This window comes from Streptococcus sp. 10824 (genome assembly GCF_013276595.1).
GTDB lineage: Bacteria > Bacillota > Bacilli > Lactobacillales > Streptococcaceae > Streptococcus > Streptococcus pseudopneumoniae.
Genome location: NZ_VMLH01000114.1, coordinates 1 through 12,094, shown reverse-complemented (window position 1 = coordinate 12,094; position 12,094 = coordinate 1). Strand labels below are relative to the sequence as shown.

Annotated in this window: 10 protein-coding genes and 1 riboswitch; of the genes, 7 read left to right on the top strand and 3 right to left on the bottom strand. The window is 40.8% G+C overall.

What is annotated here, in order from left to right:
• Positions 1 to 114: 114 nt before the first annotated feature.
• Positions 115 to 729, bottom strand: coding sequence for a signal peptidase I (gene lepB, locus HT701_RS09795; RefSeq protein ID WP_001083986.1), 615 nt, complete (start codon positions 727 to 729; stop codon positions 115 to 117).
• A 3-nt stretch (positions 730 to 732) separates the two neighbouring features.
• On the bottom strand, positions 733 to 1,614 hold the full coding sequence (gene rnhC / locus HT701_RS09790; protein WP_119919953.1) for a ribonuclease HIII: 882 nt from the start codon (positions 1,612 to 1,614) through the stop codon (positions 733 to 735).
• 86 nt (positions 1,615 to 1,700) lie between these two features.
• Between rnhC and zapA the strand changes: the two genes are divergently transcribed.
• From zapA to HT701_RS09775, 3 genes are all read left to right on the top strand, one after another.
• Positions 1,701 to 2,003 carry a cell division protein ZapA gene (gene zapA, locus HT701_RS09785; protein ID WP_000002019.1) on the top strand — a complete coding sequence of 101 codons (303 nt, stop codon included), beginning with the start codon at positions 1,701 to 1,703 and terminating at the stop codon, positions 2,001 to 2,003.
• Positions 2,000 to 2,548, top strand: a complete 549-nt coding sequence (locus tag HT701_RS09780; RefSeq protein WP_000624509.1) for a CvpA family protein — start codon at positions 2,000 to 2,002, stop codon at positions 2,546 to 2,548. The genes zapA and HT701_RS09780 overlap by 4 nt, the downstream gene beginning before the upstream one ends.
• 102 nt (positions 2,549 to 2,650) lie before the next feature.
• The gene (locus HT701_RS09775; RefSeq protein ID WP_050261412.1) at positions 2,651 to 4,987 is read left to right on the top strand and encodes an endonuclease MutS2; all 2,337 of its coding nucleotides are present in this window, start codon (positions 2,651 to 2,653) and stop codon (positions 4,985 to 4,987) included.
• Between the two features lie 48 nt (positions 4,988 to 5,035).
• Here HT701_RS09775 and HT701_RS09770 read toward each other — a convergent pair whose 3' ends face one another.
• Positions 5,036 to 5,965, bottom strand: a complete 930-nt coding sequence (locus HT701_RS09770; protein ID WP_050207992.1) for a helix-turn-helix transcriptional regulator — start codon at positions 5,963 to 5,965, stop codon at positions 5,036 to 5,038.
• A 209-nt stretch (positions 5,966 to 6,174) separates the two neighbouring features.
• Here HT701_RS09770 and HT701_RS09765 point away from each other — a divergent pair, with 209 nt between their 5' ends.
• The 4 genes from HT701_RS09765 to HT701_RS09750 all read left to right on the top strand — a co-directional run bounded on the left by HT701_RS09765 (position 6,175) and on the right by HT701_RS09750 (position 11,923).
• On the top strand, positions 6,175 to 7,413 hold the full coding sequence (locus HT701_RS09765; RefSeq protein WP_240152373.1) for an N-acetylmuramoyl-L-alanine amidase family protein: 1,239 nt from the start codon (positions 6,175 to 6,177) through the stop codon (positions 7,411 to 7,413).
• A gap of 49 nt (positions 7,414 to 7,462) precedes the next feature.
• Positions 7,463 to 8,593, top strand: coding sequence for an endo-beta-N-acetylglucosaminidase (locus HT701_RS09760; protein WP_119919955.1), 1,131 nt, complete (start codon positions 7,463 to 7,465; stop codon positions 8,591 to 8,593).
• A 69-nt stretch (positions 8,594 to 8,662) separates the two neighbouring features.
• Positions 8,663 to 10,222, top strand: a complete 1,560-nt coding sequence (locus HT701_RS09755) for a DUF6287 domain-containing protein (RefSeq protein WP_119919956.1) — start codon at positions 8,663 to 8,665, stop codon at positions 10,220 to 10,222.
• A 199-nt stretch (positions 10,223 to 10,421) separates the two neighbouring features.
• Positions 10,422 to 10,510, top strand: a riboswitch (glycine riboswitch).
• A 90-nt stretch (positions 10,511 to 10,600) separates the two neighbouring features.
• On the top strand, positions 10,601 to 11,923 hold the full coding sequence (locus tag HT701_RS09750; protein WP_172931475.1) for a sodium:alanine symporter family protein: 1,323 nt from the start codon (positions 10,601 to 10,603) through the stop codon (positions 11,921 to 11,923).
• Positions 11,924 to 12,094: the final 171 nt, after the last annotated feature.

The following is a 12,094-nucleotide window of genomic DNA, read 5'->3' as shown; positions in this document are numbered from 1 at the left end:
GATTTTCATTGAGTATAACTTTGTTTCTATCTTAATCAAACTGGATAGTGAATAATCATATTCTCACGATAGAAGAAGAGGCTGAGATTGCTGACTCTCGGCCTCTTCGATTTCTTAAAATGTTCCGATACGGGTGATTGGCCAGAAGCGGAATTTAGCTTCCCCTGTGATATCTTTTGCTTTGAAGGTGCCTACGTGGCGGCTGTCGCTCGAAACCAAGCGGTCGTCTCCGAGGAGAAGGTATTCTCCTTCTGGAACTGTAAAGCTAAAGTTGGTGTTGTAGTTGACATCAACTGTGAAGGCTTGAGCTTTTTGAGCGATACTTCTAAAGAAAGTTCCTTTATTTCCTTCAAATCCCTTGCCTGAGTAGGTGCTTTGGAGTTTGTCATCCTTGAAGCGTTTGATATAGTCAGCTAGATAAGGTTCATCTGTCTCTTTGTCATTGATGTAAAGTTTATCATTTTCGTAACGGATGGTATCGCCAGGCATTCCGATGACGCGCTTGACGATGTCCTTATTGCCATCTTCCTCATGGGCCACCACGATATCAAAACGGTCAATAGGGAGGTGCTTAACGACAAAGAGAATTTCGCCATCCGCTAGGGTAGGATCCATGGAGTGTCCTTCTACGCGGACATTACTCCAAAAAAAGATACGACTTAAAGCTAGTAATGACAGAATCAGGAGGAATAATCCCCACTCTTTTAGGAAATTTTTAAATGAATTCATAACTTACCTTTCTAAGCGTTTTTTCGCTTTTTCAGTATTTTTAAAGTGCAATTTGGCGCAGAAGCTGAGTCCCTGCATACCATAGGCTTGTAAAATCTGGCTAGCTACCTTATCAGAAGCCGTTCCAGCTCCACTTGGAAGTTGATAGCCCAGTTCTCGTCCTAGATTTTCTAGATTTTCCAGAAAGAGATTACGCGCAATGATAGAAGAAACTGCGACAGCCAAGTATTTTCCCTCAGCCTTTTCTTCTAAGCTGATCGGATTGCTGAAATGATTGGCCTCTTGTGCCAAGTACTTGTCATAATTTTTAGCACTGGTAAAGGCATCAATCACAATTTTCTCAGGCTGAACACCTTTTTGAAGGAGGAGATAAATAGCCTGGTTATGGAGGGCTACCTTAACCGAAACAGCGTTGTAGCGGTCTCCGATGACCTCGTTGTACTTGCTTGGTGAGAGAAGCAGTGCTTGATGCTGGATTTTTTCTTTGAGGATAGGGGCAATCTGACGAATCTTTTGATCGGTCAGAGTCTTAGAATCTCCCACACCGAGTTTTCGTAAGAAGTCGTGCTGGTCTGGTGTGACAAAGGAAGCCACAACTGCAAGCCCACCAAAGTAGGAACCATTTCCAACCTCATCTGTCCCAATCAAAGGAAGATTTTGTCCGCTGGTTTGCTCTACAGCTTGATAGCCAAAGAAACGAGCGTATTTCTCAGCCCCCTCACCCTGAAGCAAGACCTTTCCAGAAGTATAGATAGAAACCGTTGCTTGAGGTAGTCGCAAAAAGTAGCGGATATAGGGATTCTTGCTGGGAGCTAGACTGGTTTGGTAGTGTTCAAGAAAAGCCTGAATCTCCTTTTCGCTTGGTGTGAGTGTTATACTTGCCATAGTTTCTATTGTACCATAAAAGCAGGCAAATTTGTAAAAACTGACAAAATTAGCGAATTTTGGTATAATATCGTGAGGTGAATTTTATGGCAAATCTAAATCGATTCAAATTTACATTCGGGAAAAAATCATTAACCTTGACAAGCGAGCATGATAACCTTTTTATGGAGGAAATCGCCAAGGTTGCGACAGAAAAATACCAAGCAATTAAAGAACAAATGCCTAGTGCAGACGATGAAACCATCGCTCTTTTGTTGGCAGTCAACTGTTTATCAACTCAGCTCAGCCGTGAGATTGAATTTGACGATAAGGAGCAAGAGCTAGAAGAACTCCGTCACAAGCTTGTGACTTGCAAGCAAGAACAGAGCAAGATTGAGGACTCCTTATGATTTCGCTCCTTCTTCTATTGGTCTTGGCTTGGGGATTTTATATCGGCTATCGGAGAGGCCTGCTCTTACAGGTTTATTACCTGATTTCAGCTATGGCATCTGCTTTTATGGCTGGTCAGTTTTACAAGGGGCTTGGCGAGCAGTTTCACTTATTGCTCCCTTATGCAAATCCGCAGGAAGGTCAGGGAACTTTCTTTTTCCCATCGGATCAACTCTTTCAGTTGGATAAGGTCTTTTATGCAGGGATCGGCTACTTGCTTGTATTTGGGATTGTCTATAGCATCGGTCGTTTGCTTGGTCTCCTATTACACTTGATCCCTAGTAAAAAATTGGGTGGTAAGTTGTTCCAAGTTTCAGCAGGTATCTTGTCCATGTTGGTGACCTTATTTGTCTTGCAAATGGCCTTGACCATCTTGGCGACCATACCCATGGCAGCTATACAAAATCCTCTTGAAAAGAGTATCGTCGCAAAACACATCATCCAGAGCATACCAGTAACAACCAGTTGGCTCAAACAAATCTGGGTGACAAATTTAATCGGATAAAAAGGGCAGGAGTTTTCCTAGCCCTTTGTTTACAGATTGACTAGAATCTATCAGAATGTAAAAAGCTACCACACCTAGACATTCAAAGATAAGGAAATAAAGATGAATAAGAAAATATTAGAAACATTAGAGTTTAATAAGGTCAAGGCCTTGTTTGAGCCCCATTTGTTGACCGAGCAGGGCTTGGAGGAATTGAGACAGCTAGCTCCAACTGCCAAAGCAGATAAAATCAAACAGGCTTTTGCTGAGATGAAGGAAATGCAGGCTCTTTTCGTTGAGCAACCGCATTTTACCATTCTCGCAACTAAGGAAATTGCAGGAGTCTGCAAGCGGCTGGAGATGGGGGCAGACCTCAATATTGAGGAGTTCCTACTCTTGAAGCGCGTGCTTCTGTCTAGCCGAGAGCTGCAAAGTTTTTATGCCAATCTGGAAAATGTCAGCTTGGAAGAATTAGCCCTTTGGTTTGAGAAATTACATGATTTTCCGCAATTACAAGGAAATCTCCAAGCCTTTAATGATGCAGGTTTCATTGAAAATTTTGCCAGTGAAGAATTGGCGCGAATCCGCAGAAAAATCCATGATAGCGAGAGTCAGGTACGCGATGTTTTACAGGACCTGCTCAAGCAAAAAGCGCAGATGTTGACAGAAGGGATTGTTGCTAGCAGAAATGGCCGTCAGGTTTTACCAGTCAAAAATACCTACCGCAATAAGATTGCAGGTGTCGTTCATGATATTTCTGCTAGTGGAAATACCGTCTATATCGAACCCCGTGAGGTGGTCAAACTGAGCGAAGAAATTGCCAGTTTGCGAGCAGATGAGCGCTATGAAATGCTTCGCATTCTCCAAGAAATTTCTGAGCGTGTTCGCCCTCATGCGGCTGAGATTGCTAATGACGCTTGGATTATCGGTCATCTGGACTTGATTCGTGCTAAGGTTCGCTTTATCCAAGAAAGGCAAGCAGTCGTTCCTCAGATATCAGAAAATCAAGAAATTCAACTGCTCCATGTCTGCCATCCTTTGGTCAAAAATGCCGTTGCAAATGATGTCCATTTTGGACAAGATTTAACAGCTATTGTCATTACAGGTCCCAATACAGGTGGGAAGACCATCATGCTTAAAACTCTGGGCTTGACACAGGTGATGGCCCAGTCCGGTCTGCCGATTTTAGCAGACAAGGGAAGTCGTGTTGGTATTTTTGAAGAAATTTTTGCTGATATTGGCGATGAGCAATCTATTGAGCAGAGCTTGTCTACCTTCTCTAGCCACATGACCAATATTGTGGATATTCTTGGCAAGGTCAACCAGCATTCGCTCTTGCTCTTAGATGAGTTGGGGGCTGGTACAGATCCCCAAGAGGGAGCCGCTCTTGCCATGGCTATTCTGGAGGACCTTCGCCTGCGTCAAGTCAAGACTATGGCGACGACCCACTATCCAGAACTCAAGGCCTACGGTATTGAGACAGCCTTTGTGCAAAATGCCAGCATGGAGTTTGATACTGCAACTCTTCGCCCGACCTATTGCTTTATGCAGGGAGTTCCTGGTCGAAGCAATGCCTTTGAGATTGCCAAACGTCTAGGCCTATCTGAAGTTATCGTAGGGGATGCCAGTCAGCAGGTCGATCAGGACAATGATGTCAATCGTATCATTGAGCAACTGGAAGAGCAGACGCTGGAAAGCCGTAAACGCTTGGACAATATCCGTGAGGTGGAGCAAGAAAATCTCAAGATGAATCGTGCTCTTAAAAAACTTTACAACGAGCTCAATCGTGAAAAGGAAACTGAGCTTAACAAAGCGCGTGAACAAGCTGCTGAGATTGTGGACATGGCCCTCAGTGAGAGTGACCAGATTCTCAAAAATCTCCATAGTAAATCTCAACTTAAACCCCACGAAATCATTGAAGCCAAGGCCAAGCTGAAAAAATTGGCTCCTGAAAAAGTAGATCTATCTAAAAACAAGGTCCTTCAAAAGGCCAAGAAAAAACGAGCTCCCAAGGTGGGAGATGATATCGTGGTTCTCAGTTATGGACAGCGTGGTACCTTGACCAGTCAACTCAAGGATGGCCGTTGGGAAGCCCAAGTCGGTTTGATTAAGATGACCTTGGAAGAGAAAGAGTTTGGCCTTGTTCAAGCCCAGCAAGAAAAACCAGTCAAGAAGAAACAGGTCAATGTTGTGAAACGAACTTCTGGGCGAGGACCTCAAGCTAGACTGGACCTTCGAGGCAAGCGCTATGAAGAAGCCATGAATGAGCTAGATGCCTTTATAGACCAAGCTTTGCTTAATAATATGGCTCAAGTAGATATCATCCATGGTATCGGAACAGGTGTTATCCGTGAAGGTGTCACCAAATATCTACAAAGAAACAAACATGTCAAGAGTTTCGGCTATGCCCCACAAAATGCTGGAGGCAGTGGTGCGACTATTGTGACCTTTAAAGGATAAGAAAAGCCTGAGGAAATATGTGATTCCTCAAGCTTTTTGATTTCTAGCCTAGACATCTAAAGGTTGTCCAGTGTGATTGAGTTGTGTGACAGTGACGAAGAAGTCCTCTCTCATTCGAGTCAGAAGTTGATTTGGATAAATTTTTTCAAAGTTATCAAGACTAGCAAAGATATGCTTAGCTAGTTCTAGACCTCTGACATCATCTTGTCTGAGAAAATTATTAGCCCGTTCCATGGAAAGATTAATCATCTCTGTCATCTTGGTACTCAATAGAGGGAAGGCATTAATTACTTCCAGAGTCTTCATTGCTAAATTCTCAGCCTTATCATAGTAGCCATTGACAGAATAATGCTTGATAGCAGTTCTTAAGCAGGCAATGTAGTAGTCAGCAGTACGGATTGAATGGTATTCAGTCTGTTTTTTTAGAGTATCTAATAAGTGGTAGAGCCTGTAATCTAAAAATTCGATTGAAAAGTGAGGAAGGATAGATGAAAAGATATTCACCTCAATTTTATTCCAATCATCTAGTTCACTAAGATAGCTCTTGATATATTCTAGTTCTTGATAGTCTTTTGGAGTCAGAAAAGAATCACCAATAATATTCGCAATAGCAAATTTATTGACTACACGATTGGCAATCACATAGTGTTCAGCGATTCCAGGATTTTCCAGAGGCTGATTAATCAAGCTAAGGATCTTTTTAAATTCACGCTTATAGGCCAAATCAGCAACTTGAGCCTGTAATTTATGAAATTTAGTTGGAAACATCTGCGTTTTGAGACTATCAAAGGTCTCCTTATCAATTCCAATATTAGACAGAATCTCTTCAAATTTTTGAATGGTTATTCGAGATTTCCCTTGCTCAAACTGACGTAAAAAATGTGGAGTCACTGTAGTTCCAGCAGCTTCCTTCTGAGTAAACCCTCTCTCCTCACGGATGGCCTTATAAACTAATCCATAAACACTTTCATCTTGCATCCTAAATCTCCTCAAGTCCTTTTTTCCATTCTATCATAATTCTACCAATTTTTAAGGTAATTTTTAGAAAAAAGTAAATATAGTTACGCTTTTTCGGGGGGGGGGGGTAATTGTTCAATAAAGGTAAATATAGATACGCTTTTCGTAAATAAGGTAAATAGCATGCTATACTGTAACCGTAAACAATAAAATTTTAAAGGAGATTTTTGATGATGAAGTCAAAAACAGTTTTAGTAATTAGCCTAGCGGCTGCAACATTTGGATTGGTCTCTCTTGTGGACACAGCAGGAGTTCTACCTTTTTCAGCGCAAACAGTGCAGGCTGACACACAAACGCTGACTCCAACTGCTAAATATTATATTCTTGTTCCAAAAGGTTCAGAAGTATTTAAAGGATGGAAGGGAACTGCTAATCGTCCCATTATTTGGGCTACAAAAACCACTCCAGAATTATCTTATTTCGAAGAAACTGCTCGAAATTATATAGCTCTTGAAAATAAGTCTGGTGCCAATTACATAGAGTGGAAGGGGACTGTAGAAGAGTTTAAAGAGGCTGTTAAGAAGCTGACTGGTAAAACAACAGCTTCCTCAACTCCAAAGACTTCTAACCAATCAACAACGAGTCAAAAAGATGGCTGGTCAGGTTCGTCCTACTACCAAAATGGTACGAAAGTTACCAGCAAGTGGATTTTCGATAAGAACTATAATTCCTACTTCTACCTAGATGCTTCAGGTAATTATGTTCAAAATGCTTGGGTAGGAAACTACTACCTCAAGTCAGGTGGATATATGGCTAAAAGCGAGTGGATTTATGATAAGAATTATGGTTCATATTACTACCTAACGTCGGAAGGAAGTTACGCCCGTAATACTTGGGTGGGTAACTATTATCTCAAGTCAAACGGCAAGATGGCTAAAGGTGAGTGGATTTATGACAGTAACTACAGCTCTTACTATTACTTAACATCAGAAGGAAGTTATGCGCGTAACACATGGGTAGGTGACTACTATCTCAAGTCAAATGGTAAGATGGCAGTCAACGAACGTACACCAGATGGCTACCAAGTTGATGGTTCAGGCAAATGGATCCGCTCTAAGGGAGCACATACAGCTAGCAGTTCACAAGCAACATCATTAGGAATAAGTCTTTACCATGTCAATGATGCTATGACCTATATCGATATTGCTCTACCTAGTACTCCATCTTCATCTTATCAAGTAGCCTATGATTTTGCCTTAATTGATGTAAATACAGGTAAGGTTTCTACAGATGCTCATTTTACTGCTACTTACAGTCCAAGTCTACGTGTTTTTCAAACTCGTCACTTCTTTAGTTCAACGCCAGATGGAAGTTATCTCTTTGTTATCAAAGGAAAAGGACAAGATGGTAAGGTATACGATGGACAATCGGTTGTCTTTCGTGTAAAGAATCATCGTTTTGTCGGATAGATGAAAGTTGCACTTTAAATAAAGATTAAAAATAAAGGAAATGAATAACATGAACAAAAAGAAATTATTAGTATGTGCTTTGGCACTTTCAACAGTCGGAGTATTGTCAACAATCGACACAGCAGGAGTTCTACCTTTTTCTAGTCAATTTGTTTCAGCGCAAGAACGAGTGGAGAGACGTGATTTAACAGCTGAAGAGAAAGCTATTGATATCAGGGCTGAGGTAGTTGATGACGATCTTTTAGTTCTAAAAGTAACACCCAAAGAAAACTTTAAAGGATTTCTCCGTGGAGGGAAAACTTCTTTACTTCCTGTAGTACATAATGCTGATACAGGAGAAGTAGTATGGGCGTATAAAGGTCCTGAGTATGGATCTATAGAAAAAGGTAAAGGATTTGAAGATAAATGGGTTGTTCCTCGTAGAAGAACTAAAAATGGTTCTGAGAAAATACCGGATGGACGATATTATATTCGATTATCTGCTCCAAATGCTTGGAGTTTAAAATCTTCTGTTTTAGGAAACTCTAATGTTTTTACGGTTAAAAATGGGAAGTTTGTAAAAGACGAAAACGGTTCAGCTACTCAGCCAGTGGAAAGTTCTAAATCAATTGAGACTAAACAACCTGTAGCAAGTACAGCTGCTTCATCAAGTAGAAACTCAGTTGAAATTCCTAAAAGCAATCAAAATTCAAAATCAAATCCTAATGGAATTCAATCTGGTTGGTCAGGTTCATCTTATTATCAAGATGGTAGCAAAGTTATTAGCAAGTGGATTTTCGATAAAAACTATAACTCCTACTTCTATTTAGATGCTTCAGGTAATTATGTTCAGAATGCTTGGGTAGGAAACTATTACCTTAAATCAGGTGGTTATATGGCTAAGAGTGAGTGGATTTTTGATAAGAACTATGGTGCCTACTATTATCTAACGTCTGAGGGGAGCTATTCTTACAGCACTTGGGTTGATAGTTATTATGTTAAATCAAATGGTAAGATGGCTAAGAGTGAGTGGATTTTTGATAAGAACTATGATTCGTACTATTATTTAACGTCAGAAGGAAGCTATGCGCGTAACACATGGGTAGGTGACTACTATCTCAAGTCAAATGGTAAGATGGCAGTCAACGAACGTACCCCAGATGGCTATCAAGTAGATGAATCTGGTAAGTGGGTTAAATAGAATAAAAGTAGTGAAAGGAATTAGCACAGGCTGATTCCTTTCTCTTAGATAAGGGAGCAATATAGTAATATGAAAAAGTTATTATTAGCAACAACACTTTCACTGACACTAGTTCTAGGAGGGTGTCAGTATCTACCTTGGAACAAAACTATTGAACCAGCATCCGAGGAAGTAGCAACTCCAGAGATAGATTACAGCAAATATAACAAGGTTTTGGATGACTATGAAAAAGTAGCGAAAGGAACCTTGCCGAAAGGTATAGATGTCAATCCCCTAGCTAGTCAAGTGAAGTCTTCTCAAGGCTTTTATACAGATGTAGTTTATCACAAGACGGATTTGAATAATGATGGAGTCGATGAACTCTTGCTTGCTCTTGAAATGAAGAGTGGCGAAAAGAGTTTACTTGATATTCGTACGCTGAAAGACGAAAAGGTGATTCGTTTGACTGATCAAGAAAATCGTTTAGACCAGATTGGTGAGAGAATGACAGTCGGTATCTTGCCAGATAATTCTCTGCTCTATCGTGGAGCTGGTACAGCAACGAGTCACATCTATGCTCACTACCAATTTAGTGAAGACGGACAGTCTTTGGTAAAGGGTAAGGAGGCTCAAGAAGTAGCAGATCTTGGGGTCGGTTCTCCCATTTCTTTAGATACTTTAAGCTGGAAGTCAGTTTCAGATAAGATTCTTGGCGGAAGCAGTGAAGCCAAGAGTACAGATGAAGCCAAACCAAGCGTAGATTACAGTCCTTATAACAGCATTTTGAAGGATTATGAATTTATTTTAGACCATAAGGCAGAGGTTAAGGATAATATCAATCTAATTGCTAATGTCTATGCAGGGATGTCAGAACGTAGTCAAGCTTTTACCTATGCAATGGTTGATATGGATAAAAATGGCATTGATGAATTGATTATATCTTCTAAAAATGGTAGTGAGATTTTAGATATTTTTACGCTCAAAGATCAGAAAGTCATTCGCCTCACCAATGCTGAAAATAAAATGCAGATGCTTGGAACACGCTTTAAGGCCTATCTCCTAGAAGATGGGAAACTTTATACCCAGTGGAATCCGTTTGCAGGAGATCCACAAACTATTTATACCATTTGGAAATTGAATAGTAGTGGGGACAAATTAGAGAAGGTTAAAGAAGCTAAGACAGAGGATGAAGTCAGTCCTGGTACTAGAATGAATCTATCTAGCCTGACTTGGAAATCTGTAACAGAAAAATTTGCTGAAACAGCATCTTCGACTAACAAAAATGTTTCTAGCAAAATGGATATTAATGCCATAAAAAATGGAGATTTCTCTAGTATTGAAGGAAAATGGAGTAAAGGAAATGGTGGAGAAGACTTAGTTTTTAGTAAGGATGGGCTAGTGGCTCCAGAACAATTTACAGTTGACCTTGCAGAATCAGAAATAGTCAATGATTTTCTACGAGCTCGCTATTCAGGTCCATCTTTTGGAGTCTTTATTCAATTCATACCAGCAGGTGTTAGAATACCTGATGAGACATCAATGGATGGATTAATATCAGACGCTTCGGATATTAGTAAAGATAGAATCATCTATCGTGCTTCATTTCCAGTACATAATAAACCAGAACAATTCTTATATCGTGTAGACTAGGAGTGAAACAGATTGATTTAATTAACAGCACCTCACGCACATGGGAATGCTCAATCTTTTTCTACTGAGTCAAATAAGATTTTCCCAAAATCCATTGACAAAAGCCAACATTTTTTGTAAAATAAGAATCAATTAAATACCAACACCGAATGAAGTTTAATAGAAGTGGGGAATCGTTTGATTTTCCATGACTGTAAATGGACGGAACTCTGGAGAGACCGTAAAGGCACCGAAGGGGCAAGGCAGGCAACTGCTCAAACTCTCAGGTAAAAGGACAGAGCTAGGATAGACCGCTTTTTAGCATTTATCTAAGCATTCCAGAGTACATGTATCTTGCATGTGCTCTTTCTTTTGGGGTTGAAAAGATAGGAGAAGGAAATGTTAGAATTGCTTAAATCAATCGATGCTTTTGCTTGGGGACCGCCCCTCTTGATTTTATTGGTCGGAACAGGGATTTACCTAACGGTCCGTCTAGGACTCTTGCAGGTTTTGCGTCTGCCCAAGGCCTTCCAGCTTATTTTTATCCAGGATAAGGGACATGGTGATGTATCCAGTTTTGCAGCTCTGTGTACAGCCTTGGCATCAACCGTTGGAACAGGGAATATTATAGGAGTTGCGACGGCTATCAAGGTTGGTGGACCAGGAGCTCTATTTTGGATGTGGATGGCGGCTTTCTTTGGAATGGCTACCAAGTATGCGGAAGGACTCTTGGCCATCAAATACCGCACCAAGGACGACCATGGTGCGGTTGCGGGAGGTCCCATGCACTATATCCTTCTAGGAATGGGAGAAAAGTGGCGACCACTTGCTGTTTTGTTTGCAGTAGCAGGAGTATTGGTTGCTCTCTTGGGGATCGGAACCTTCACTCAAGTCAACTCGATTACAGAATCCATCCAAAATACAACGACGATTTCACCAGCCATCACAGCTCTCGTCTTGTCTGTCTTTGTAGCGATTGCAGTCTTTGGCGGACTCAAGTCTATTTCTAAGGTTTCAACTACTGTTGTTCCTTTTATGGCTATCATTTATATTTTGGGAACTCTTACAGTTATTTTCTTTAATATCGGAAAAATCCCTGACACAATCGCTTTAGTCTTTACCTCAGCTTTTAGTCCCCTTGCTGCGGTAGGTGGTTTTGCTGGTGCTAGCGTTCGGATGGCTATTCAAAATGGTGTGGCGCGTGGTGTGTTCTCAAATGAATCTGGTCTAGGTTCTGCTCCCATTGCAGCTGCTGCGGCTAAGACAAATGAACCAGTAGAGCAAGGTTTGATTTCTATGACAGGAACCTTTATTGATACTCTCATTATCTGTACTCTGACTGGTTTGACCATCTTGGTGACTGGTGTTTGGAGTGGTGACTTAAATGGGGTTGCCTTGACTCAGTCAGCTTTCTCAACAGTCTTTTCACACTTTGGACCTGCTCTCTTGACCATCTTCCTTGTACTTTTTGCCTTCACAACGATTCTAGGTTGGAACTACTACGGAGAACGCTGTTTCGAGTTTCTCTTTGGGGTTCGCTTTATTTGGCTCTACCGTGTGGTTTTTGTGCTCATGGTCTTGCTGGGAGGATTTATCGAGTTGGATATGGTTTGGATTATCGCAGATATTGTCAACGCCTTGATGGCTCTGCCAAACTTGATTGCCCTCTTAGTCTTGTCGCCAGTCGTTATTGCTGAGACTAAAAAGTATTTTGACAAATAATGAAATCACACATTGCGTGTGATTTTTTTGCCTATAAATTTTTTTTATCAAGCTGATATATAATATATATTATGCAAGTGATTGGAAGTGTGATAAACTAATACTCAATGAAAATCAAAGAGCAAACTAGGAAGCTAGCCGCAAGCTGTACTTGAGTACGGTAAGGCGACG

Coding starts and splice junctions, on each gene's coding strand:
- lepB (WP_001083986.1), bottom strand. CDS start 729: ATGAATTCATTTAAAAATTTCCTAAAAGAGTGGGGATTATTCCTCCTG.
- rnhC (WP_119919953.1), bottom strand. CDS start 1,614: ATGGCAAGTATAACACTCACACCAAGCGAAAAGGAGATTCAGGCTTTT.
- zapA (WP_000002019.1), top strand. CDS start 1,701: ATGGCAAATCTAAATCGATTCAAATTTACATTCGGGAAAAAATCATTA.
- HT701_RS09780 (WP_000624509.1), top strand. CDS start 2,000: ATGATTTCGCTCCTTCTTCTATTGGTCTTGGCTTGGGGATTTTATATC.
- HT701_RS09775 (WP_050261412.1), top strand. CDS start 2,651: ATGAATAAGAAAATATTAGAAACATTAGAGTTTAATAAGGTCAAGGCC.
- HT701_RS09770 (WP_050207992.1), bottom strand. CDS start 5,965: ATGCAAGATGAAAGTGTTTATGGATTAGTTTATAAGGCCATCCGTGAG.
- HT701_RS09765 (WP_240152373.1), top strand. CDS start 6,175: ATGATGAAGTCAAAAACAGTTTTAGTAATTAGCCTAGCGGCTGCAACA.
- HT701_RS09760 (WP_119919955.1), top strand. CDS start 7,463: ATGAACAAAAAGAAATTATTAGTATGTGCTTTGGCACTTTCAACAGTC.
- HT701_RS09755 (WP_119919956.1), top strand. CDS start 8,663: ATGAAAAAGTTATTATTAGCAACAACACTTTCACTGACACTAGTTCTA.
- HT701_RS09750 (WP_172931475.1), top strand. CDS start 10,601: ATGTTAGAATTGCTTAAATCAATCGATGCTTTTGCTTGGGGACCGCCC.